The 23,454-nt window shown below is 72.3% G+C and carries 19 protein-coding genes and 1 pseudogene; 9 read left to right on the forward strand and 11 right to left on the reverse strand.

What is annotated here, in order from left to right; genetic code table 11:
• The first annotated feature begins 94 nt into the window (after positions 1–94).
• From O7595_RS04285 to O7595_RS04295, 3 genes are read left to right on the forward strand one after another with little or no spacing between them, the layout of a single operon-like run.
• Positions 95–1,021, forward strand: coding sequence for an HlyD family efflux transporter periplasmic adaptor subunit (locus tag O7595_RS04285; RefSeq protein ID WP_269727385.1), 927 nt, complete (start codon positions 95–97; stop codon positions 1,019–1,021).
• Positions 1,018–3,264, forward strand: a complete 2,247-nt coding sequence (locus O7595_RS04290; RefSeq protein WP_443071561.1) for an NHLP family bacteriocin export ABC transporter peptidase/permease/ATPase subunit — start codon at positions 1,018–1,020, stop codon at positions 3,262–3,264. The genes O7595_RS04285 and O7595_RS04290 overlap by 4 nt, the downstream gene beginning before the upstream one ends.
• Position 3,265: 1 nt before the next feature.
• Positions 3,266–6,139: an NHLP bacteriocin export ABC transporter permease/ATPase subunit gene (locus O7595_RS04295; protein ID WP_269727386.1), complete on the forward strand. Its 2,874-nt coding sequence runs from the start codon at positions 3,266–3,268 to the stop codon at positions 6,137–6,139.
• Positions 6,140–6,621: 482 nt separating this feature from the next.
• Here O7595_RS04295 and O7595_RS04300 read toward each other — a convergent pair whose 3' ends face one another.
• Positions 6,622–8,220 carry a PQQ-binding-like beta-propeller repeat protein gene (locus O7595_RS04300; RefSeq protein WP_269727387.1) on the reverse strand — a complete coding sequence of 533 codons (1,599 nt, stop codon included), beginning with the start codon at positions 8,218–8,220 and terminating at the stop codon, positions 6,622–6,624.
• A 204-nt stretch (positions 8,221–8,424) separates the two neighbouring features.
• Here O7595_RS04300 and O7595_RS04305 point away from each other — a divergent pair, with 204 nt between their 5' ends.
• Both O7595_RS04305 and O7595_RS04310 read left to right on the forward strand, forming a co-directional pair.
• Positions 8,425–9,732 (forward strand): VWA domain-containing protein, encoded by a 1,308-nt coding sequence (locus tag O7595_RS04305; RefSeq protein WP_269727388.1) that lies wholly within the window; start codon positions 8,425–8,427, stop codon positions 9,730–9,732.
• A complete protein-coding gene (locus tag O7595_RS04310) occupies positions 9,732–10,514 on the forward strand; it encodes a hypothetical protein (RefSeq protein ID WP_269727389.1) in 783 nt (260 codons plus the stop codon). Before O7595_RS04305 ends, O7595_RS04310 begins: the two co-directional genes overlap by 1 nt.
• Before the next feature lie 72 nt (positions 10,515–10,586).
• On the opposite strand, the gene O7595_RS04315 is transcribed toward O7595_RS04310, so the two are convergent.
• The 5 genes from O7595_RS04315 to O7595_RS04335 form a co-directional block, all read right to left on the reverse strand.
• Positions 10,587–11,276 (reverse strand): CPBP family intramembrane glutamic endopeptidase, encoded by a 690-nt coding sequence (locus tag O7595_RS04315; protein ID WP_269727390.1) that lies wholly within the window; start codon positions 11,274–11,276, stop codon positions 10,587–10,589.
• Positions 11,277–11,519: 243 nt separating this feature from the next.
• Complete coding sequence (locus O7595_RS04320) at positions 11,520–12,107, reverse strand: GTP-binding protein (protein ID WP_269727391.1); 588 nt, start codon at positions 12,105–12,107, stop codon at positions 11,520–11,522.
• Complete coding sequence (locus O7595_RS04325) at positions 12,094–12,459, reverse strand: DUF742 domain-containing protein (RefSeq protein WP_269727392.1); 366 nt, start codon at positions 12,457–12,459, stop codon at positions 12,094–12,096. Before O7595_RS04325 ends, O7595_RS04320 begins: the two co-directional genes overlap by 14 nt.
• Positions 12,459–12,863: a roadblock/LC7 domain-containing protein gene (locus O7595_RS04330; protein WP_269727393.1), complete on the reverse strand. Its 405-nt coding sequence runs from the start codon at positions 12,861–12,863 to the stop codon at positions 12,459–12,461. Before O7595_RS04330 ends, O7595_RS04325 begins: the two co-directional genes overlap by 1 nt.
• On the reverse strand, positions 12,860–15,610 hold the full coding sequence (locus O7595_RS04335) for a sensor histidine kinase (protein WP_269727394.1): 2,751 nt from the start codon (positions 15,608–15,610) through the stop codon (positions 12,860–12,862). The genes O7595_RS04330 and O7595_RS04335 overlap by 4 nt, the downstream gene beginning before the upstream one ends.
• Before the next feature lie 347 nt (positions 15,611–15,957).
• Between O7595_RS04335 and O7595_RS04340 the strand changes: the two genes are divergently transcribed.
• The 3 genes from O7595_RS04340 (at position 15,958) to O7595_RS04350 (ending at position 17,753) form a co-directional block, all read left to right on the forward strand.
• Positions 15,958–16,737 carry an N-formylglutamate amidohydrolase gene (locus O7595_RS04340; protein WP_269727395.1) on the forward strand — a complete coding sequence of 260 codons (780 nt, stop codon included), beginning with the start codon at positions 15,958–15,960 and terminating at the stop codon, positions 16,735–16,737.
• A 96-nt stretch (positions 16,738–16,833) separates the two neighbouring features.
• A complete protein-coding gene (locus O7595_RS04345; protein WP_269727396.1) occupies positions 16,834–17,043 on the forward strand; it encodes a hypothetical protein in 210 nt (69 codons plus the stop codon).
• A gap of 464 nt (positions 17,044–17,507) precedes the next feature.
• Positions 17,508–17,753: a chaplin gene (locus O7595_RS04350; protein ID WP_269727397.1), complete on the forward strand. Its 246-nt coding sequence runs from the start codon at positions 17,508–17,510 to the stop codon at positions 17,751–17,753.
• 215 nt (positions 17,754–17,968) lie between these two features.
• On the opposite strand, the gene O7595_RS04355 is transcribed toward O7595_RS04350, so the two are convergent.
• From O7595_RS04355 to O7595_RS04370, 4 genes are all read right to left on the reverse strand, one after another.
• Positions 17,969–18,397: a hypothetical protein gene (locus O7595_RS04355; protein ID WP_269727398.1), complete on the reverse strand. Its 429-nt coding sequence runs from the start codon at positions 18,395–18,397 to the stop codon at positions 17,969–17,971.
• 407 nt (positions 18,398–18,804) lie between these two features.
• Positions 18,805–19,998, reverse strand: coding sequence for a globin domain-containing protein (locus tag O7595_RS04360; RefSeq protein WP_269727399.1), 1,194 nt, complete (start codon positions 19,996–19,998; stop codon positions 18,805–18,807).
• A gap of 98 nt (positions 19,999–20,096) precedes the next feature.
• Entirely contained in the window at positions 20,097–20,537 is a 441-nt protein-coding gene (locus tag O7595_RS04365) for an RrF2 family transcriptional regulator (RefSeq protein ID WP_269727400.1), read from the reverse strand.
• A gap of 224 nt (positions 20,538–20,761) precedes the next feature.
• Positions 20,762–21,940 (reverse strand): AI-2E family transporter, encoded by a 1,179-nt coding sequence (locus O7595_RS04370; RefSeq protein WP_269727401.1) that lies wholly within the window; start codon positions 21,938–21,940, stop codon positions 20,762–20,764.
• Positions 21,941–22,440: 500 nt separating this feature from the next.
• Between O7595_RS04370 and O7595_RS04375 the strand changes: the two genes are divergently transcribed.
• Positions 22,441–23,214: an aminoglycoside adenylyltransferase domain-containing protein gene (locus O7595_RS04375; protein ID WP_269727402.1), complete on the forward strand. Its 774-nt coding sequence runs from the start codon at positions 22,441–22,443 to the stop codon at positions 23,212–23,214.
• A 21-nt stretch (positions 23,215–23,235) separates the two neighbouring features.
• Here O7595_RS04375 and O7595_RS04380 read toward each other — a convergent pair.
• Positions 23,236–23,415, reverse strand: a pseudogene (locus O7595_RS04380) (amidohydrolase family protein); the annotation flags it as partial.
• Positions 23,416–23,454: the final 39 nt, after the last annotated feature.

Below are 23,454 nucleotides of genomic sequence, written 5' to 3' on the forward strand. Positions count from 1 at the left end.
ACGCCCTGAGTGAGCCCCGGAACCTTCCCCGTTCCGGGGCTCACCGCGCTTTCCACCCCCGGACCCGGACATATGCAGTCGAGGGAAGAGTTACGTGCAGTTCCGCCAAAAGGCCCTTTCCAAACTGCAATCGCCGGAGGAAATCGATCTGCCGGTCCGATTCGCCCGCCCGCAGGGCTGGCTCGTCCTCTCCGTCACGGTGATCGCGATGGTGGCGGCCACATTCTGGGCGGTATACGGTTCCATTTCGTCCACGGTGCGTGCACCGGGGATTCTCACGCACGCGCAGGGCAGTTACGTCCTGCAGAGTCCGGTCGCGGGCCAGGTGACCGAAGTGCTCGCCGAGGAGGGCAAGAGCCTCCCTGCCGGCGCACCGCTGCTACGGGTGAGCACCGCCGGTGAGCAGAGTGAGAGCGGCGGGGAGCCCACCGCGGGCGACGGCTCGGGCGGAACCGGACCGGGCTCCGGCACCGGCGACGCGAGCGGGAACGGTGCCGGCGGGGACGGCGCCGAGAAGCAGGAGGGCACCCTCGTCCGCACCCTCGCCGCGGGCCGCGTCACGTCCCTCGTGGCCACCATCGGCGCCGTCGTCACCACCGGCGCGGACGTCGCCGTCCTGGAGCGCGTCGGCAACGCCCGCTCCCCCCTGAAGGCGATGCTCTACCTCCCCGCCGACAACGGCACGGCCGTCCCCGTCGGCGCACGGGTCGACCTCACCGTCCAGTCGGTGCCCTCCCAGCAGTACGGAGTGCTGCGCGGCCGGGTCGAGGCCGTCGGCCGGACGTCGCAGAGCCGGCAGCAGATCGCGGGATTCCTCGGCGACGGGCAGCTCGCCGAGCAGTTCTCCCGCCAGGGACGGCCCGTCGCCGTCCTGGTGGAACTCGACCGATCCTCCCGCACCGAGTCCGGGTACGCCTGGTCGTCCTCCGACGGACCGCCGTACGCCGTCGAGTCCATGACCCCGGCCGGCGGCACGATCCGCCTGGCCGACCAGCGTCCGATCGATTGGCTGCTCCCGTGACGGCTCCCTCTCCCCCCGCCTCCCGTACCGGCGGCGGCCGGCGGCGCGCGAACCCGCGCCGGGCGGCCCGCAGGCCCGCCGCACCGGTCGGACAGAAGAGCGTCCGCACCCCCACCGTGCTCCAGATGGAGGCCGTGGAGTGCGGTGCCGCGGCGCTCGCCATGGTGCTCGCCCACTACGGCCGGCACGTGCCCCTGGAGGAGCTGCGGATCGCCTGCGGTGTCTCCCGCGACGGCTCGCGCGCCAGCAACATCCTCAAAGCGGCCCGCGGTTACGGTCTCCGGGCCAAGGGCATGCAGATGGAGCCGGCCGCGCTCGCCGGGGTGCGGGCGCCGGCCATCCTGTTCTGGGAGTTCAACCACTACGTCGTCTACGACGGCACGGGCCGCCGGTTCGGCCGCCGCGGCGTGCACATCAACGACCCGGACAAGGGCCGCCGGTTCGTCTCCGCGGAGGACTTCGACACCAGTTTCACCGGAGTGGTGCTGGTCCTCGAGCCCGGCGACGGCTTCCGACGCGGCGGTCGCAAGCCCGGCGTCCTGCGCTCCGTGCCCGCCCGGCTGCGCGGCACCACGGGCACGATGGCCGCCGCGCTGCTCGCCAGCCTGCTGCTGGTCGCGGTCGGCGCGGCGCTGCCCGCGCTGAGCCGTACGTACATCGACATGTACCTGGTGGGCCGTCAGACCTCGCTGCTCGGGCTCCTCTTCGCCTCGATGGCGGCCATGGTCGCGCTGACCGCCGTGCTGACCGGGCTCCAGCAGGCCAATCTGCTGCGTGGCCGCGTCATCTCGTCCACACTGAGCAGCGCCCGGTTCTTCCGGCATCTGCTCAGACTGCCGGTGACGTTCTTCGGCCAGCGCAGTCCCGCCGACCTCGTCCAACGGCTGCAGTCGAACGACGCGGTCGCCGAGACCCTGGCCCGCGACCTCACCGCGTTCGGCGTCGACGGCATCGTCGTCGTCCTGTACGCGCTGCTGCTGTGGACCTACGATCCCCAGCTGACCGTCGTCGGCGTACTCATCGCCCTGCTGAACGTGGTCGCCATGCGGATCGTGGTGCGCCTGCGGGCGACGCGTACCCAGAAACTGCGGGCCGACAGCGCCCGGCTGACGAACACCTCGTACACCGGCATCCAGCTCATCGAGACGATGAAGGCCACCGGTGGCGAGAACGGGTACTTCCGTCGCTGGGCGGGGCAGCACGCCATCACGCTGGAGGAACAGCAGCGGCTCGGTGTGCCGAGCGCCGTGCTCGCCGTCGTGGCACCGACCCTGGCGACGCTGAACAGCGCGCTGATCCTGTGGATCGGCGGTCTGCGGGCGGTCGAGGGCCATGTCTCGATCGGTCTGCTCGTGGCCTTCCAGGCGCTCGTGACCCGGTTCACCGCACCGATCACCCGGCTCAACGGCATGGCCTCCCGCATCCAGGACTTCGCCGCCGACGTGGCCCGGCTGAAGGACGTGGAGAACTTCCCGGCCGACGGGCTCTACACGCGCCCCGAGCCCCCCGCGAGCACCCGCAGGCTGCGCGGACACGTCACCCTGGAGAACGTCACCTTCGGCTACAGCCCGCTGGACAAGCCGCTGCTCACCGGCTTCTCGCTGTCGGTGGGCCCGGGCAGCCAGGTCGCGCTCGTCGGCGGCTCCGGCAGCGGCAAGTCCACCGTGTCCCGGCTGATCGCGGGCCTCCACAGCCCCTGGGAGGGCGTCATCCGCATCGACGGGCGGCGGCTGGACGAGATCCCGCGCGGCGCGCTCGCCGCCTCCGTCTCCTTCGTCGACCAGGACCTGTTCCTGTTCGAGGGCACGGTCCGCGACAACGTGGCCCTGTGGGACCCGTCGATCACCGACGAGGCCGTCGTCGACGCGCTGAAGGACGCAGAGCTGTACGACGTGGTCGCCCGGCGGCCCGGCGGCGTCCACGGCCGGGTCGAGCAGGACGGCCGCAACTTCTCCGGCGGGCAGCGGCAACGGCTGGAGATCGCCCGGGCACTGGTGCGCCGGCCCAGTGTGCTGGTGCTGGACGAGGTGACCAGCGCGCTGGACGCGGAGACCGAGCAGCTGATCATCGACAATCTGCGCCGCCGGGGCTGTGCCTGCGTGGTGATCGCCCATCGGCTGAGCACCGTGCGCGACAGCGACGAGATCGTGGTGCTCGACCACGGCACGGTGGTGGAGCGCGGGCGGCACGAGGAACTGGTCGGACACGGGGGCACGTACGCCGAACTGGTCAAGGAGCACTGAGGTGATCCCCGTACAGCCCGGTCACCACCCCGGGTCCGCGCATCCCGACGACGCGGTGCTCGCCGCGTTCGGCGGGCTCGGGCAGCACGTCGACTGCGCCGGGCTGCGCAGTCTGCCGCTGGAGGGTCCGCAGGTGCTGTGGCTGCTGGTCGACGGCGCGCTGGACCTGTTCGCGGTCGAGGCGGCCCAGCAGGGGCACTGGCACTTCCTCGGGAGGCTGGAGAAGGGCACGCTGCTGCTGGGCCCGGTGGACGGCCCCCAGCACACACTCGTCGGCAGGCCGTTGCGGGGGTGCGTGCTGCGCCGCATCCCGCTGCTGGAGCTCCACCGGCAGCAGTCCGGGTACGGTGACGCCTGGTCGCACCAGAGCCCCTACCAGAGCCGGTACGACAGCCAGGACGGCACTCTGAGTCTGCTGGAGCACGCGTTCGCGCTCGGCGTGGGACGCGGCCAGCGGGTGCTCTTCGAGGCGCCTTTGGACGGGCGGACGACGGACGACGACGCGGCGGCGGACGACGACGTCCTGTGGCTGCCGGTCTTCCCCGGCAGCGTGCAGTACGGCGCCGCGTTCAGCACCGAGGCCGCCGCCGACCTGCTCGTCGACGGTGCGCTGTGGCAGCAGATGGTCAACCAGCAGTACCGGCTGCTGTCGGGGCTCGACCGCTGGATCGAGCGGCTGGAGCAGGCCCACGAGGACCGGGCGGCCGCCGGGATCAAGGCCGGGGAGGCGGTCCGCACGAGTGCCGACCAGGCGCTGCTGGCGTCCATCGGCCCCTCCCGCAGGGCCTCTTCGGCCCGCTCCCGGGGTGCCGTCTCCGACGACGCCGCGTACGCGGTGTGCCGGCTCGTCGCCTCGACGGCCGGTATCACGCTCGCCGAACCCGCGCGGGGCGCACCGGTCGACGAGCGGACCGGCCCGGTGGAGCGCATCGCCCTCGCCTCCCGGGTCCGTACCCGTGCCGTCCGGCTCGACGGCCGCTGGTGGCGGGAGGACTGCGGTCCGCTGGTGGGTCACCGGGCCAGGTCCGGGGCGCCGGTGGCGCTGCTGTGGCGGCGCGGCGGCTACGAGGCGGTGAACCCGGCCACCGGCAGCCGCATCCGCGTCGGAGAGGAGAACGCCGAGGAGTTCGAGCAACGGGCCGTGATGTTCTACCGGCCGCTGCCCGAGCGGCCGTCGAGCCTGTGGCGGCTGATGCGTTTCAGCCTCCGCGGCTCGCGCACGGACGTGCGGAACCTGGCCGTCGCGGGACTGGTCGCGGTCGTTCTGGGCGCGCTGGTGCCGATCGCCACCGGCAAGGTGCTCGGGGTGTACGTGCCGAACGCCCGGACCGACCTGATCGTCCAGGTGTCGGTGGCGGTGATGGTCGCGGGCGGCGTCTCGGCCGTCTTCATGCTGATGCAGAACCTCACGGTGCTGCGCATGGAGGGCCGGATCGAGAGCACACTGCAGCCCGCCGTGTGGGACCGGCTGCTGCGGCTGCCGACGAAGTTCTTCGCGGAGCGTTCCACCGGCGAGTTGGCGAGCGCGGCGATGGGCGTCAGCGCCATCCGGCGGCTGCTGTCGGGCGTGGGGCCGGTCGTCGTCCAGGCGAGCACGGTCGGCGCGATGAACATGGTGCTGCTGCTGGTGTACAGCGTTCCGCTGGCACTCGCGGCGATCGGCATACTGCTGGTCATCGCGGCGGTGTTCCTCGGCATGGGGCTGTGGCAGCTGCGTTGGCAGCGCCGGCTGGTGGAGCTGAACAACAAGCTGAACAACCAGGCGTTCCAGACCCTGCGGGGACTGCCCAAGCTGCGGGTCGCGGCGGCGGAGAGCTTCGCCTACGCGGCATGGGCGAAGCAGTTCGCGCGCAGCCGGGAGCTTCACCGGCGCGCGGGCCGGATCCGCAATCTGACGACGGTCCTCGACGCGGTCTATCTGCCGCTGAGCGCGCTGATCATGTTCATGCTGCTGGCTGGCCCGGCGAGCGGGAGTCTGACGGCGGGCGAGTTCCTGACGTTCCACACGGCCGTGACGATGATGCTGACCTCCGTGACCCAGCTGACCGGTGCGCTGGTCTCGGCCGCCGCGGTGCTACCGATGTTCGAACAGATCAAGCCGGTCCTGGACGAGGCCCCAGAGGTACGGGGGAGCAGCACCCAGCCGGGGGAGCTGTCCGGGGCGATCGAGGCCCGCAAGGTGTCGTTCCGCTACACCGATGACGGGCCGCTCGTCCTCGACGACGTGTCCCTGAGCGTACGGCCCGGGGAGTTCGTCGCGGTCGTCGGGCCCAGCGGCTGTGGCAAGTCGACGCTGCTGCGGATGCTCATCGGCTTCGACCGTCCCGCCTCCGGCAGCGTGCTGTACGACGGCCAGGACCTCGCGGCCCTGGACCAGGCCGCCGTACGCCGCCAGTGCGGTGTCGTCCTGCAGAACTCCCAGCCGTTCACCGGATCGATCCTGGACTGCATCCGGGGCGCGGAACCGTTCACCGAGGAAGAGGCGTGGGCGGCCGCCGAGATGGCGGGGCTCGCGGAGGACGTCCGCCGGATGCCCATGGGCATGCAGACCATGATCTCCGGAGCCGGAGCGATCTCCGGCGGGCAGCGGCAGCGGCTGATGATCGCCCAGGCGCTGGTCCGCCGACCGCGCGTGCTGTTCTTCGACGAGGCGACGAGCGCCCTCGACAACGCGACCCAGCGGATCGTCACCGAGAGCACGCGTGCGCTGCACGCCACCAGGGTCGTCATCGCCCACCGGCTGTCGACGGTGATGGACGCCGACCGTGTGATCGTCATGTCCGGGGGCCGCGTGGTAGAGCAGGGCCCGCCGGCCCGGCTGCTGGCGGATGTGGGCGGCCGGCTGCACGAGCTGGTGCGGCGGCAGATGATGTGACGGTGCGGCAGCGACCGGGGCGGAGGGCTGAGGACGGTACCCCCCGCCCGGCCGGCGGGGCACCACGGCCCGCCTGGCGGCACCCGGAGCCGCCCCGGTCGAAGGCGCCGAGTGCGTGGGACGGGAGCACGCCGCCGCAGGCTCCCCCGGCCCGACGCGTGGCCTCTGCCGTACGCCGACGGCACCGTCGGCGAACGCGGACGTGACACCTCGGACGGCCCGCCCCCCATCGGCACCGCCGTCCGACGCCACGCGCGCGGCGGCCCGCACCGCGGAGCACCCGGCCCGGGGGGCGGACCGCCGGGCGCCGCTGGGGCCCGCCCGGGGCGGCATGGCCGGCCGCACCCACTCGTGGTCCGCCGGTCACTCGATCCTCCAAGCCGCCGACGGACGGGGGCGAGTGGCGCGACCGTCCCGCGCGCGGCGGCCCGCACCGCGGAGCATCCCGGCCCGGGGGGCGGACTGGGGGCGCCCCGGCCCGGTCATGACCCCGTCGACGTCTCGCAGTCCAGGAGCCGGCCGTCCACCGTGCCGACCAGGAGCCGGCCGGGGCGGGGCGCCGTGAGCGACAGGGGCACGACGGGCAGGCCCGATACATGGAGGACCCGCTCCCAGAGCGGGCTGCCGGTCCCGGCGTCGACTGCCACGATCCTCCCGGATCGGAAGGCGGCGAAGACGGTGTGGTCGTCGCCGTCCAGCGCCGTGACCGGCTCGTCGGTTCCGTACTCCCACTGCGGTGCGCCGTCCGCGAGACGGCGTCGGACCACGAACGAGTTCCGCGAGAGCAGTCCGCGGTGGTCGTGGAGAGTGGCCGCGTGGACGAGGGCGTCGTCCCCGACCTGCGTACCCGGCCCCGCGAACAGGTGCATGGTGCGGTCGGCGTCCCAGTCCAGCGGGAAGAGGCGGCGGACCGACGGTGTTCCGTCCGTCACCTCCAGGGCGACGGTGACGACCCATTGGCGCCCCGGGGCCCCGGTCTCCGGACGCTGCACGAAGAGCGGCTCGGCAGCCCGGCGGACGGCGAAGTGCTCGTGGTCGGGCAGGACGAATCGAGCCGCCTCCGTGTTGTCCGGCGCGAGGAGGACGGTCTGTCCCCGCTCCGGCGCCGGCCAGGCCTCCCGGACGGCGAGCCAGCCACCGCGGCCGCCGGTGAACATCACGGCGTGGCCGGGGTCGTACTCCTCGAGAGAGCGCCCGCTGTCGAGGGCTATGCGCTGGACCAGATTCCCCGCCCGGCGCCAGCCCGATTCCGTGACCCGCCCGGTGTGCCGCACATGCACCCAGGCGGAGCGCTGGTCGGCGCAGACATGGATCTGCCGTCCACCGTCGGGGTCCGGAACCGTCCACTGCAGCTCACCGGACGGCAGCCGGCACTCGAGTCGTGCTCCCTGGAGCGCGGCCAGCACCCGCCCGTCGTCCAGCGTCTCCGTCGCCCACACCTGCCGGCGCAGCTCCCAGGGGGACCCCGCGGCGGCACCGCGGTCCCGCAGGAACGCCCGTGCCCGTTCCGCGTCCGGCGGGCGCACCCTCCGCTCGCGCGGACCGGTCAACTCGCGGAACCCTATGGTGCGGTCCCCCGCTGCCGCCCAGTCCTCACGCTCGATCACGGTCTCGAAGGCGTGGGTGAAGGCGTGGTCGGAGTCGCGGTCCTCCGGGGACACCATGAGCCGCAGTCTGCGGTCGTCCAGCCACTCGACGGCCAGCACCTCACGTCGTTCCTCGAGTGCGGTCCTCACCGTCCCCGACTCCAGGTCCACCAGGAGGAGTTCGCCCTGGAAGTCCCAACTGCCGTCGTAGCGGCCGGTTCCCACGGCCGCGAGCGGAAGGGACGGATGGATGCCGACCGAGTTCACCGGCCAGTAGGAGTGGTGGAGGTGGCGGCAGGCGAGGTCACCGGCGCTGAACACGCCGATCCGGTACTGCGGCCAGCGGTCGACGGCGGCCGTGCCGGGCGGCGGCCACCGGATCGACCCGAGGTCGCCTCCCGCGACGATGTCGCCGCGCCGGGGATCGACCGCCACGACGCTCGGATCGCCGATCTCGGCGAACGGACGGTCGCCGAGTACACGTCGAATGCTCACCGGATGTGCCATGCTCGCCCCCTGGCCCGTCGGACGAGGCAATCCTCGCATCGCACGGCGGTGGCGTCAGCGGATGCACCGGCGAAGTTCGCCACCGTGGCCGGCCCGCGCCCCGCACCACGCTGGCCTCGCACCGCCGCGTCTCCGCGCGCCTCCGTGTGCGCGGAATTGGGCCGGACCACTCGGGCTCACTATGATCCGCCGATGATCATACGAAAGCGACTGGCGGCCGCCCTCTGCGGTGCGCTGCTGGTCACCGTCACCGGCGGGCTCCTCCCCTCCGCCGCCTTCGCCGACTCCGGCGGCACGGCCGAACGGCCGGCCGCGAAGGAACCGCCCAAGGTCGAACTCGTCCTCGACGTGAGCGGCTCGATGCGGGCCCGCGACATCGACGGGCAGTCGCGGATGTCCGCTGCCAAGCAGGCGTTCAACGAGGTGCTGGACGCGGTCCCGGAGGACGTACGGCTCGGCATCCGCACCCTCGGCGCCGACTACCCCGGCAAGGACCGCAAGGAGGGCTGCAAGGACACCAAGCAGCTCCACCCGGTGGGCGAACTCGACCGGACCGAGGCGAAGACGGCGGTGGCGACGCTCGTCCCGACCGGCTGGACCCCGATCGGTCCCGCGCTGCTCGGCGCCGCCGAAGACCTGGAGGGCGGGAACGCCACCCGACGGATCGTGCTCATCACGGACGGCGAGGACACCTGCGCCCCGCTCGACCCGTGCGAGGTGGCGCGCGAGATCGCGGCCAAGGGCGTCGACATCACCATCGACACCCTCGGCCTCGTCCCCAACGCCAGGATGCGCGCCCAGCTGATGTGCATCGCCGAGGCCACCGGCGGCACGTACACCTCCGTCCAGCACAAGGAGGAACTGTCCGACCGGGTGAGCCAGTTGGTGGACCGCGCCGCCGAGCCGGTCGTCACGCCGGTGGCCACCCAGGGCGGCGAACGCTGCGCCGACGCGCCGCGGCTGAAGGCCGGTCTCTACGCCGACCGCGAGACCTTCGGGCAGCACCGCTGGTACCGCGTGGACCTGCTGCCCGGCCAGGAGCTGCGCGCCTCGGTCAGCATCGCCCCCGACCGCCGCGTCAACCGTGACCACGGTGTGCTGCTGCGCGCCTCGACCCTGGCCGGCCGCGAGATCGTCCGTGGCGAGTCGACGGGCGACGGACGCACGGACGTCGTCTCCACGGGGCTGCGCTACCCCAAGCCCGAGACCGACGACACCGACGTCTCGACGGCCGACGACGGCGATCCCGCCGCCGAGACCGTCTGCCTGCGGGTGAGCAACTCCTTCTCCGCCCCCGTCTCCGTCAAGACGGCGCCCGGCCTGCCCCTCGAGCTGACGATCGACATCACGGGCGGACCCCGTGACGCGGGCGACGCGGCGTTCCTCGGCCTCGGCCACGGCTGGTGGCTGCTCGGCGTGCTGACGCTCGCCGGCTTCGCCGCGGGTGTGCTGTGGGGCTGGATCTCTCGCTGGCGCGTCTCCGTCTGGAGGACCAACTGATGCGTACCGTACGCATGTCCACGGCCGCGCTGCTGTCCGCCGCCGCGCTGTTCACGCTGCCGTTCCCGGGCGTCGCCGCCGCCGATTCCCCTTCGCCGAGCGCGAGCACGGAGGACGACACCGCCGCACCGACCGAGGCCGGTACGTCATTCCGTACCGCCACCGTCGTACGCCCCGGACAGCGGGCCACGGCAGGGGGGTCGACCGGTGACTACCTGTACTGGCAGTTCCCCGCCGACGCCGGGCAGCGCGCCACCGTCAGGGCCACGGTCGAGCTGCCCCGCTCCGAGGCACGCCACGGCACCCACGTCTGGCGGCTCGACGTGTACGACGGGCTGAGGCGCCGCCAGGCGTGCCGCTACGGCAGCGACGTCCGGTCGGCCCCGGCCGAGGCCCCTTCGGTCGAGCTGAGCTGCGCGCTGCGCACGGTCAGGGCGTGGTCCGAGCCGTGGGCGAACGACCCGCTGCCCGGGACGTACTACGTACGGCTCACCGTGGTCGGTGCGCCCGCCGAGGACCTGGGCGAACCGGTCGACGCGACCGTGGAGATCACGGCGGAGGACTCCGGCGGTGCCACGGCCGTCGACGGGCGGCTCGCCGCACCGCTGGTCCCCGCTTCCGGCCGTGAGGTCGCACCGGACGGCGGCTGGTCGTCGGGCTGGTGGTCGTCCCGCTTCCTCTGGACTGCCGGCGGCGCGGTGCTCGCCGCGCTGGCCGGTATCTGCGGCTACCGCCTCACCCGTGGCGACGGCCGCCCCGCGGACCTACCGCCGGGAGCCTGACGGCTCGGGGGGCGTCGCCCGCCCGGGGTCTGCGGGCCCGAGGGCGGGGGCGTCCCCTCGCCGGGCAGTCCCTCAGCCCGCGCGGGCGGCCGTCCACGCCAGCGCATAGCCGGCGCTGTTGAGGGCACAGTGCAGGGCGACGGACGGGATCAGGCTGCCGGACCGCCGGCGCAACTCGCAGAACAGCACGCCAGCGAGCGCGGTTCCGACGACCGCCGCGCCCACCGACAGCGCGACGCCGGTCCCGCCCGTGCCGAGCACCGCCCCGACGGCCGCGTTGGAACGCGTGAGTCCGCGCGACGGCACGATGTGCCACAGCCCGAAGAGGACCGAGGTGCCGGCCGTGGCCCACCCCGTCCCCCATCGCCTGCGGATCACGGCCCACAGGACGCCCCGGAAGGCGACCTCCTCCAGCAGCACGGTCCCGAACGGCACCCGCACGAACACCCGGTACAGCAACTCCCCCGCCGAGAGTCCGGCCACCCGCCGGTCGACGAACGCCTCGCGGGTGAAGGGCGCCGCCAGGGCCACCCCGTACACGACGATCACGACCCCGACGAGGACGAGCCCCCACCTCAGCCCACGCCGCACCGACGACCGCCCCATGCCCAGCTCGTCCCAGGTGACCCCGCCCAGCCGCGCGAGCAGCACCAGGGCAGCGGTCGCGACGACGCAGACGGGTACGTAGAGCTCGGCCCCGACGCGGTTGATCAGCACGTGCGTGACGACGAGCACCGCGACGGCCGACAGGAGCATCCCCATGGGCACAGCAGCATGGCCAAGAGCGGGTGCGGGGCGGGAGCAACGCGCCGTGGGACCGCGTGCGGGAGCCGGAGCGGGAGTGTCCCCTCGGTCCTCCCTCGTGGACCGGACTGGTCGTGTCGTCCGGCCGGCGGACCGCGACGGCCGGAGGATCGAGTTCCCCTCGGCACCGGGCGCAGAACCGGCCCCCGCGCACGTCCGGCAACGATTCGAGCGGGGCATGCCGGGGTGGGGGGGAAGAGCTCACACCCGCGTAGCCGCCGCGTCGGCGATCAGCATGTCGAGGAGCGCGAGCAGCGCCGAGCGCACGTCCGTACGGGTGCGGGCGTCGAGCATGAGGACGGGGGTGTCCGGGTTGCGCAGGTGCAGCGCCGCCCTGATCTCCTCGGGGGTGTAGAGCTGTTCGCCGTGGAAGCAGTTCGCGCCGACCACGAACGGGAGCCCGCGGCTCTCGAAGAAGTCGACCGCGGGGAAGCTGCGGTCGAGGCGCCGGGTGTCGACCAGCACGACCGCTCCGAGGGCGCCGTTGAGCAGGTCGTCCCACATGAACCAGAAGCGCTCCTGGCCAGGTGTCCCGAACAGGTAGAGGACGACTCCGGCGTCGGTGAGGGTGATGCGGCCGAAGTCCATCGCCACGGTGGTCACCGTCTTGGACTCGATCCCGTCCAGGTCGTCGACGCCGACGCCGGCGGACGTCAGCCGCTCCTCCGTGCGCAACGGCTCGATCTCGGAGATCGTCTCGACCAGAGTCGTCTTCCCGACGCCGAACCCTCCGGCCACGAGGATCTTGACAGGCGCGACTTCCTGGGCAGAGGTGTCATATCCGGGCAAGGTTGTCCCTGATTCTCCTGAGCAGGTGGACATTGCTGGTCTCGGCCTCCTCCAGGGGCGACCGGTGCCGTACCAGCCCGCGGTCCTCCAGTTCGCCGAGGAGGAGGATCATGGGCGTCAGGCGCATGTGCATACGGGCCGCGATCTCCGCGACCGCCCGGCCGTTCGGCGGCATGCACAGGGACAGGACGGCCTGCCACTCGCTGGGGAGGCCGTCGTAGGCGTCCGGGGAGACCGCCGCCGTGACCGTGGTGTCCATGGTCAGCGAGGCCGGCGGAGCGGTCGTACGCCCGTCGGTCAGGGCGTACAACCGCGTCCGGCGGCCGCCTCCTCGGCGCGGCGCGTCGGTCATTACGACGTCGGCGCCTGGGTGCGCTCGGGTGTGCCCAGCCACTCCCCGAGCGCCTGCGCGGTGCGTACGGCCTCGCCGCCCAGCTCGCCGAGCCGGGCCTTGCGGGACGTCACGACGATGAGGGTGCTGCCCTCCCCGCATCCGACGATGCAGAGGTACCGGTCGTCCATCTCGACCAGCTGACGGATGATCCGCCCGCCCTCGACCTCCCGGGAGATGGCCTTCATCGTGGACGCGATCCCTGAGGACGCCGCGGCCACCCGCTCGCCCTGGGGGCGGTCCAGCAAGTAGGAGCTGAGCATGATCCCGTCGTTGGACAGCAGCACGGCGCCCTTGATGCCGGCGATCCTGCTCAGGTTGTTGTCCAGGACGCTGAAGATCATGTCGTTGGATGTCGTCGTCATCGCCGATCCTGTCGGAGCTCTTCTTCCACCATCTGCGTTCCCTGCTCGTAGTCGGCCCAGGCGTCGGCCACCTCCTCGGGGGTGTCCTGGTCCCCCACGGCCGCCGCTTCCGTCGGGCGGCGGGGCCCCAGGAGCTGTTCGGCCATGTGCGTCTGCGGGACGCGCTCGGGCAGCGCCGGACGCCTGTCACGGACCGGCTCGGCGGGGCGGGCGGGGCGCGCCGACGCCTCCAGCGGCTGCTGGTGCGAAGGCCGTTCGTGCGAGGCCCGGTCACGGGACGACTGGCCGAGCGACGCCCGGTCACGGGACGCGTGGTCGCGCGAGGAGTCGTCGCGTGAGGGTTCGTCGTGGGTCGCCTTCTCGTGCGAGCGCACGTTCGATCGCTGCTGCGCCCTGCGAACCGGCAGCCCCGCCCCCGTGTGCGGGCCCGTCTCCGGCATGTCGTCGCCCGGGCCGCGCGGCGCGGGAACGCCGCTCCCCAGGGGTGCGGTGTCCGCCCGCTCCGGTTCCACGGGGGCCGAGTCCACGTGCTTCGGCACCATGGGCGCCGGCACCACGGGCTTCGGCACCACGGGGACTCGCTCCACATGTTCCGGCACCACAGGGGCCCGCTCCAGATGCTCGGTCTCGAAGCGCACCGGCGCCTCACGGGCAGGCTCGACTCGGGGGGACTCGCCGTCGGCCGGGGACGAACGTGCCGGCAACTCCGGCTCCTCACGGGCGGGCCCGCCCCGGGAGGGTTCGGCCCGCGCGGACTCCAGGTGTACCGACGCCACGGGCGGCGCACCTCCCGTCTCGCCCTTCGTCGGTACGAGCAGCGCCTTGGGAAGGATCACCACGGCCGACGTCCCGCCGTACACCGACCTGCGCAGAACGACCGTGGCCCCGAGCCCGTCGGCGAGGTGGCCGACCACGAAGAGACCCAGCCGATGGGCGTTCTCCGCCAGCACGGCGTACGGGGGTGCCGAGTGCAGGCGCCCGTTCATCTCCTCGTAGGTCGCGGGTGCCACCTTCGGCCCGCGGTCCTCGATCTCCACCGACAGCCCGTCGGCGACGAGTTCGGCCCGGATGACGACCTTCGACCTCGGTGGGGAGAACCGCGTCGCGTTGTCCAGCAGTTCGGCCAGGAGATGACTGACCTGGCTGATCACGGATGCCTCGACGCTGATCTCGTCCAGCGCCTGCCGCTCGATGCGACGGAAGTCCTCGACCTCGGCCGCCGCTTCGCGCAGCAGGTCGGCGATGCGCATGGGCTCGGTGTGGGGGTCGGGGATCTCCCCGCCGGCCAGGATGAGCAGGTTCTCCGTCTGCCGGCGCATTCCGACCGTCAGCTGGTCGGCCCGCATCAACTCGGCGAGGAGCGTCTCGTCGTGCCCGAAGGTGTCCTGAAGCTCCTCGGTGAGGCTCAGCTGGCGGCTGACCAGGTTTCCGGTGCGGGAGGCGATACCCGCGGCGAACATCCCGAAGCCCATGCGCTCGGCGGCGAGTTGCCGGTGACCGCTCACGGAGACGGCGACCACCCGGGCGAACGCGTCACTGATGCGCCCCACTTCGTCCTGCTCGCCGCGGACCGCGGGCAGTGCGTCGGGGTCGACCGGTCGACCGCTCTGCAGCCGGTCCACGACGTCCGGCAGTGTGCGCTCGGCGACGGTCACCGTCCGGTCGTGCAGACGGCTCAGCCTGCGCAGCACCGACCGCGTGGTGAGGGCGACGACGGTCGCGACGGCCAGCAGTGCGGCCGCGCTGCCCGCGATGAGCCAGGCGACGTCGGTCTCGAGGTCCGTCGCCCGGGCGTCGGCGCGCGCCAGCAGGGCCCGGGACCGGTCGGCGTTCAGCGTGCTGAGCTGTGGCCCCCACTGTTCCTGCGCGGCGCTCCACCCCTTGACGTCGCGGGGCAGCTTCACACCGTCGTCGGTGATCGACTGCTCGGACAGGACGGCGCTCTCGATGCGGGTCTTGGTCTGCCACGCTCCCGAGCGGACCATCTGCGCGTAGAGGTCGTTCTGGGCGTCCGGCAGGTACGGCACGATCCACGTGTCGTACAGGTACCGCTGGGCACCGACGGCGTTGACGAAGTCGGCGAACCTGGAGGTGGTCAGCGTCCTGGACGGCCCTGCCTGCGCGAGGATCATGTCCTCCTGGGCCACCATCTCGGACGCCGCGAACATGGCGGTGACGACGCGGGTGTCCTCGATGAGCCCACCGTCCTCGGTGTGGCTCAGCTCGTCCTGGTAGAAGCGGATCATCTGGCCGATCACGCCGCTGTAGTACACGAGTGTGCTGTCGGCGCTTCCGATGCCGCTGTCCGTGCGCTCGCGGTAGGAGTTCAGGTCGTCCAGGCCCTGCGACACCTCCTGCAGGCGGCGGTCCGCCAACTCGGACACCGCGCTGCCGGGCGCCCACGACCGGCGGAACCCCGTCGCGGCCTCGTCGGTGGCCGCGCGCCGCTCCCCCATGACGTCCTCGGGCACCGTGGTGCCGGCCCAGCGCGCGGCGGTCAGCGTCCGCTCGGACTGCATCGCGACCATGAGCCGGTACAGGGGTACGCCCAGACGTTCACCGGACTCCACATCGGCGCGCAGGTGTCCCGACTGCTCCAGCAACCGGTTCGCGGCCAGCGCCGATTGGACGCCCAGGGCCACGATGGGGACGACCGCGAGCCAGATGAGCAGCGTACGCAGGCGCAGGGTGCGCCGACGACGCTTCGCCGACGGGCCTCGTGATCCGATGGGTTGTATCGGTGACATCAGTCCTCGGGAGCGGGGGACAGCGTGACGGCCCGTCGCAGGGCCGGGGTACTGCCCCTGAACTGGGGAAGCACCTTTGCGGCCCAGGTCGGGACCAGGATGAGGAGCCCGATCATAACCAGCCACACCCAGAAAAAAGAGAGGTTGCGTCAGAAATCAGTTCGATGTTAAGGGGCGGGTGAGGCTCTTCGAGGAGCGGGGGCGGGGACGTGGGTCCGTGCGGGAGGGCAAGCCCGGGTGCCGCTCGTACTCCGCCTGTCCCATGGCGTCCCTCCCGGCCGGGCCCAAGCCCCGACCGGCGTCCGGCGACCGGCGACCGGCGACCGGCGACCCTAAGATCATCCTTCATGTCCTCCTTCCGCCTCCTCCCAGGAGCCGACGACTCCCCCGTCGTGCTCCACGTCCCGCACTCCTCGCGTGAGATTCCGGAGTGGGTGCGCCACGGCATCGAACTGGACGACGCCGCGCTGGTACTCGAACTCGACCACGTCACCGACTCCCACACGGCCGCCGTCGCCGCCGCGGGGGCGGACGCCGCCGCGGTCAGGCCGTGGCAGTTCGTCAACGGGCTCTCCCGGCTGGTGATCGACCCCGAGCGGTTCCCCGACGAGCGCGAGGAGATGCTCGCCGTCGGCATGGGCGCGGTCTACACGAGGACCACGAACCGCGAGCGCCTCCGGCCGGCGGACACGGATCCACGGCCGCTCGTCGAGCGCTACTTCCACCCGTACGCGCGGGCCATGAGCGCTGCCGTGGCCGACCGTCTCGAAGCCGTCGGACGTGCGGTGGTCGTCGACGTCCACTCGTACCCCACCGAGCCGCTGCCCTACGAGCTGCACGGCGACGGACCCCGGCCACCGATCTGCCTGGGTACGGACCCCTTCCACACCCCGCCCGACCTCCTCGCCGCCGCGGAGCGGGCGTTCGCGGGCTTCGGCGGCACCGGACTCGACAGCCCCTTCGCGGGCACGTACGTGCCCCTCGACTTCCACGGCAGGGACCCCCGCGTCAGCGCCCTGATGATCGAGATCCGGCGCGACGTCTACATGACCGAACCCGGAGGCCCGCCGGGGCCCGGTCTGGAACGCCTGGGCGCGGCACTGGCAGAGCTGATCGAATCGATCTGAGGATCTCCTCGTTCGGGTGAGGCTGGATCTGCTGCGCTCGACCTGCCCGGCGGCGGCGAGCTCGGCGAAGAACACGGCGCCCAAGCCGTCGGGGTCGTGGATGCCGGTGAGCGGGCCGGACCGTGTGCGTCGCCGTGCAACTCCCAGCTCGGCGGCTTCGCGCACGGGGGCAACCTGACCGTCAACGCGGTGATCGCCCTTCTGGCGTCGACCGCATCCTGCATGTCCGGTCTGCTGAGTCGCGAGCGCCGCGAGCAGACGGCGGCGCTGCGTGCTCGGGACGTGGGGGCTGACAACGACCACTGATTCGCACGTCGCAGCGCCGGGCCGGCGGCGGATCAATGAGCACGCAGCAGCACCGAGGGACAACCGAACGGCCCGCCCGTCGACCACCCATGCGTGCACGGCGTACGAGGTACGGCTCGCCGCCCCGGACCCGCCTCTTGCGAGCGGCGCTGACGCGTCGTCGGGATGCCGCCTTGCGACGACCGCCGACCGGGCGGACGACCGAGAAGAGTCCCGCACACAGCAACTGCACTGCCCGGCACAGGACTCCTCGTGGAGCGCGAATCCCCGCGCACCACCCCCCGACCCCTCCTGCGAATCGCTCCAGAGCCGGCACCGGTGGACGGCCACCCCGCACGCGGAGGACTCGGATCGACACCAGTCGCGCTGACACGCCCGGGTCCGGTGAATTGCCCGTCATATGCCGCCGGAATGCGGTGGGATCGGAGCCGTTGTTCCACCCTCCCCAACGAGAGAGATCGAGCATGAGCAAGCGAACCGCGTCCGTCCTGACCGCCCTCACCCTGGCCGGTGCCGTCGCCGGCGTCGGCAGCGCCGTCGCGGACTCCGGCGCCCAGGGCGCGGCCGTGGGCAGCCCGGGAGCCCTGTCCGGCAACGCACTGCAGGCCCCGGTGCATGTACCGGTGGACGTCTGCGGCAACACGCTCGGGGTCGTCAGCCTGCTCAACCCGGCCGGCGGCAACGGCTGCGCCGCCGGCACGGCCGGCTGACACCCCACCCGGTCCGCCCCGGCCCGCGCCACGCGACGCGCGGGCCGGGGCGCTTCGCGCTCCCGGCGGCGCGAGGGTGCGGCACCCCGGCCCGACGCCCCCTCCGGGGGCACGGAGGTCGACCAGCCGGCGATGTACGAGACCTGAGGCCGGACGTACGTTCACCCTCGTCATCAACTGGCCACGGAAACGGCTGGGTTCAGACGCGGCTGGGTTCAGACCGGCATCAGCACGATGCCCAACGCCGGCAGGGTCAGCGCCTTGACCGACTCACAGGCGACGTAGACGAGGTGGGCACGGGAGCGTGGCACGTCCTCCCCCGCCAGCACCCGGTCCGAGCGGCGGCTCAGTACGGGCCGGACTGCGGCGAGCTGCACGGCCAGCAGCGACACGGCGACGACCGTCAGGGCCGCGACGGGTGCCGTGGGGCCTCCGGCGGCGACCGCCACGACCAGCACGGCGGCCAGGACGGCTTCGGCGCGGTTGAGCGCACGGAAGACCAGCCTGCCGATGCCGAGACCGATCCGCAGGGTCACTCCAGGTGCCCGGAACTTCAGCGGCGCCTCCAGGAACGAGATGGCCAACACCATTCCGAACCAGACGAAGGTGGCCGCGGCGGCCACGGCCGCCCAAGTGGTGTCCATTCGCGGTGTACCTCTTCCTTCCGCTCTCGCGCCCGGCTGATTCCGCTCTCACGGCCGACGCGGACGATGCGACTCCTCGGACGCCGACCCCTCCCCGCGACCGGCGACGGCTGCGGGGCTTGCCGGCACCTCGCGACGCCTCGTGACGCACGGTGCCTTCGGCGACCGGTGACCGTCATGGATGGTTCACGGCTCTCACGATGCCCGTCGAGCCGGCCGGAGCACTCCTCTCCGTGCGCGGTACGGCGAGGACCGTCCGCGGCCCGTGGTACCGCGAGGACCGTCCGCAGCACGGCAAGAAGCATGCGCGGTACGGCGAGGACCGTCCGCGGCAGAACGAGGACCGTGCCGGGCGGCCGTGCCGCCGACGCTCCGCCGCCCCGCACACCGGTTCCGCAGATCGGCTCCTACCGGCCCAGCCAGAGGTCCGGTCCGAAGACCTCGTAGTGGATCCTCTCGGCCGGCACTCCCCGGCGCAGCAGCTCGCCGCGCACCGCACGCATGAAGGGCAGCGGACCGCACAGATACGCGGTCAGGCCGTCCGGGAGTTCCAGGCCGCCCAGATCGACCCGGCCGGCCACGGCCCCCCGGGCGTCGTCGCCGGGCGACTCGTACCACAGGTGGAGCCGGCCGCCCGGCAGCGCTCGCACCAGGGCGAGTTGCTCCTCTCGGTGCGCGTGGTCGGCGGGCGTGCGGTCGGCGTGGACCGCGACGACGCGGCGGCCCGCTCCGGTGGACACCAGATGGTCGAGCACGGCCAGGACGGGGGTGTTCCCGATCCCGGCGGACGCCAGCAGCAGCGGCCCGTCGTCCTCCGGCAGGACGAGGTCGCCGAACGGCAGCGACACGGTCAGGACGTCGCCCGGCCGCGCGCGCTCGTGGAGCCAGGACGACACCTCGCCGTCCGGACCCGCCGCCTCGCGGACCCGCTTGACACTGATCCGCCAGTCCGGCCGGCCGGGGGCGGCCGACAGGCTGTACTGACGGATCTGCTTGGCGCCGTCGTCCAGTTCGACCTGGACGCTCACGTACTGGCCCGGCCGGAAGGGTCCCACGGGGCGGCCGTCGCGGGGACGTATGAGGAAGGAGACGACGTCGGGCGTCTCCTGGCGCCGCTCGGCGATCTCCATGTGCCGCCATACCTCGCCCTCGGCCGCGCCGGCCTCCTGGTAGAGCCGCGTCTCCACCGCGATCAGGGCGTTCGCCATCAGCCAGTACACCTCGTCCCAGGCGGCGGCGACCTCGTCGGTGAGGGCCTCACCGAGCACGTCGGTCATCGCCGCGAGGAGGTGGCGGTGGACGATCTTGTACTGGTCGGAGGTGATCCCGAGCGAGGCGTGCTTGTTCGCGATCCGCGCCAGCATCGCGTCGGGTCGGGCCTCCGGCCTCTCCAGCAGCATTCCGGCGAAGGCGGCGATCGAACCCGCCAGCGCCTTCCGCTGTTCCCCGTTGGCCTGGTTGCCGCGGTTGAACAGGTCTCTCAGCAACGCGGGACGGGCATCGAACAGCCTGCGGTAGAAGATCTCTGCGATGTCCCCGATGGCGCCGCCGACCACCGGAAGCGTGGCGCGGACGACGGGCGTGGCCTGTTCCGAGAGCACAGATGACTCCTAAATAGGTAAACGATCTTCGTGTTTTAGAAGGCGTGCGGCTCAGCCCATGAGGTCGCGACGGGACGACACCGGACCGACGGAGGCGGCTACCGCGACGGAGGCCCGGCAAGGGCGACGAGCACGGGCCCGGTGGGCGAGGTGACGAGGTCGGCCACGGTCAGCGGCTCGAGCGTGGCGTAGAACGCCTCCTGGGCGTCACGCAGCGCCCGCCGCAGCCGGCAGGCCCCGCGCAGCGGACAGGGCGGATCGTCGCAACTGACGACCTCCTCCTCCCCTTCGAGCTCCCGCACCAGCCAGCCCACCGAAGCCCGCCGACCGAAGTCGGTCACGACGAGTCCGCCCCCGCGGCCCCGGCGGGCCTCGACCACCCCCAGGTGCTGCAGGCGGGTGATCGCCTTCGCGGCGTGGGTGTGCCGCACGTCCATCGCCTCGGCCACCTCGCGGGTGGTGAGCACCTCGTCGTCGGCGCACACCGCGAGGCGCATGACGGACCGGAGGGCCAGGTCGGTGAACTTGGTGAGTCGCACATCGAGGACGCTATCAAATACGCATCCAGGATTCTCATTAAATGCGGCGCTCGACCGATGTGCTCTGCGTCACGGACGCAGACCCCGACCCTTGGCAGAGCTCGGTCATGGCAGTGGAAAGGACGGCGGTGACGGCTCCGCGGAGTACCTCCCGAACGGCTCGGGGCGGGATCGAAGCGGGTGCCCGTGGCGGCGGCCCACTCGGACGCGGGCCGCCGGAGGCGTTACGACACGACGGCGGCGGCGCCGCTCTGCGGCTCGTCGGTTGCCGGTTCCGCCCGCGCCCCGGGATCCGCCGCCGGTACGGGTTCCGCCGTCGGTACGGGTTCCCGCTCCGGGGCCGGGTCGCTCCACTGCTCGCGGAGGTAGTTCCAGACCACCGCGAGCAGTGCGGCCACCGGTACGGCGAGCAGGCTGCCCACGATGCCCGCCAGGCTGCCACCCAACGTCACCGCCAGCAGGATCACCGCGGCGTGAAGGCCGAGACCCCGGCCCTGGATCATCGGCTGGAACACATTGCCCTCGAGCTGCTGGACCACGACGATGATCGCCAGCACGATCAGCGCGTCCGTCGGTCCGTTCGACACCAGCGCGATGAGCACCGCGACCAGACCGGCGAACAGGGCGCCCACGATCGGCACGAACGCGGACACGAAGGTCAGCACGGCGAGCGGAAGGACCAGCGGTACTCCCAGGATCCACAGACCGATACCGATGAAGACGGCGTCGATCAGACCGACGAACGCCTGGGACCGCACGAACGCGCCCAGCGTGTCCCAGCCGCGCGCGGCCACGACCGGTACGTGAGTGGCCAGTGAGCCGGGCAGTTGACGAGTGAGCCACGGCAGGAACCGGGGGCCGTCCTTGAGGAAGAAGAACATCAGGAAGAGCGCGAGGACTGCCGTGACGACACCGTTGACCACGGTGCCCACTCCGGTGACCACGGCGGTGGCCATGCTGCCCGCGCTGTCCTGTATGCGATCCACCGCGGTGTCGAAGGCCCCGGTGATCTGGTCGTCGCCGATGTTCAGCGGCGGTCCGGCGGCCCACTCGCGCACCTTCTGTATGCCCTGGACGACGCCTTCCGACAGTTCGCCGGACTGTGCTGCCACCGGCACCGCGATCAGCGCCACGACGCCCGCGGCGACCAGGAGGAACAGCACGGTCACGGCCGAGGCGGCGAGGGCGGGGGGCCACCCGAACCTGCGCAGGAGCCGAGCCAGGGGCCAGGTGAGCGTGGTGAGGAGGAGGCCCACGACGAGGGGCCAGACGATCGACCACATCCGGCCCAGCAGCCACAGGGCCACCGCCGACATCACGGAAACGAGCAGCAGCTCGACCGACACCCGCGCCGAAGTGCCGAGCGCGGCACGGGCCCTCGTGGAGCTCAACCTGGCAGACATGGGATCACCCTAGGGGTACCCCGGCCGTGGGTCTCCAGCCGCAGCCCGTCCGGCCTCCGTTTCTCCGAGAGAGTCGTTCCTCCGGCCGTCCCTCCTGCTGCGGTGAGCGGTGTCCCGGGCGCGGCGAACGGTCGGACGGGCGGCCTCCGGACGGGACCTCGGCCTCGGCTCCGTCCCGGTTCCGGTTTCGGCCGGCCATGTTCCGTCCCGGGTCCGGCTTCGGGTCCGGTTTCGGCCGGCCCGGCTTCGGCCGGCCCGAGTCCGAGTCCGGCTCATGTTCCGTCCCGGGTCCGGGTCCGGCTCATGTTCCGTCCCCGTTCCGGGTCCGGCCTCGGCCTCGGAAATCCCTTTGACCGCCGGGCCGTCGGTGGATACGGTCCGCGGCGTGACTTCACACTGCTTCTCCGCGAACCGCGTCCGCCGCGCCTGAGCGCGGCGACGGCCCTCTCACTCTCGCCGCGCCCGTCAGTCCCTTCCTTCCAACGGGCACGGAGAACCCCATGTTCACGCCTTTCCCGGAGCTCAATGCGCTCCTGACCGGCTTCACCCACGCGGTACGCGACATCCTCGGCGACACATTCGTCGGCGCCTACGTCCAGGGCTCCTTCGCACTGGGTGCCGGTGATCCGCACAGCGACTGCGACTTCATCGTCGCCACCACCGAACCTCCCCGGGGGGCCGCGGAGACGGGGCTCCGCCGTCTCCACGACGGGATCCCGGCCCGTCCGGGGTTCTGGACACAACACATCGAGGGCTCGTACGCGGACACCGCGTCTCTTCGGGACGTCGGTGGGCTCGGCGTTCCGTGGCTGTTCTGCGACCACGGGCACCGTGAGCTGATCTGGGACACCCACTGCAACAGCCTTCACACTCGTTGGATCCTCAGGAACCACGGCATCACGCTCGCCGGCCCGCCCATCGCGGATCTGGTGGACGAGGTGCCGCCGGACGCACTGCGCGCCGCCATGCGCGCGGATCTGCCCGAGGTGCTGCGGGGCATCAGGACCTGGTCGTCCTTCGATCTCGCGTGGACCCAGCGCTACACGATGACGACCTACTGCCGCGTGCTGTACTCGCTGCACACGGGGAGGGTGGCGTCCAAGCGCGGTGCCCTCGAGTGGGCGTGCCGGAACCTGGAACCGAGGTGGCGTCCACTGCTCACCCAGGTGATGGACGACCGCGACCGGGGCTGGGACCCCGACGACCCGCCCCGGCCGGGCAGCCTCGACGCCACGTACGCCTTCGCCGCGTACGCGGAGTCCTTCGCGGGCTGACCGTGGCCGGAGTGGTCCGTTCGCCCACAGCCGCTGGATGTCGGCGGTGGCGCGCAGGGTGCGGAAGCGCGCGATGTCGTCGGGGTGGACCACCTGGAGGTGGGCCAGGTGGTGCCGATTGCCGGTGTGGCCGTTGGCGGCGACGGCGGCCTCCAGGGAGTCCAGGGCCTCACGGACGGCGCGGTCTCCGAGGGCGTGGAAGGCGCCGGGCGCGGCGGTACGGAGGTCGAAGCCGGCCCG

The sequence above is a fragment of the Streptomyces sp. WMMC940 genome, from assembly GCF_027460265.1.
Lineage (GTDB): Bacteria > Actinomycetota > Actinomycetes > Streptomycetales > Streptomycetaceae > Streptomyces.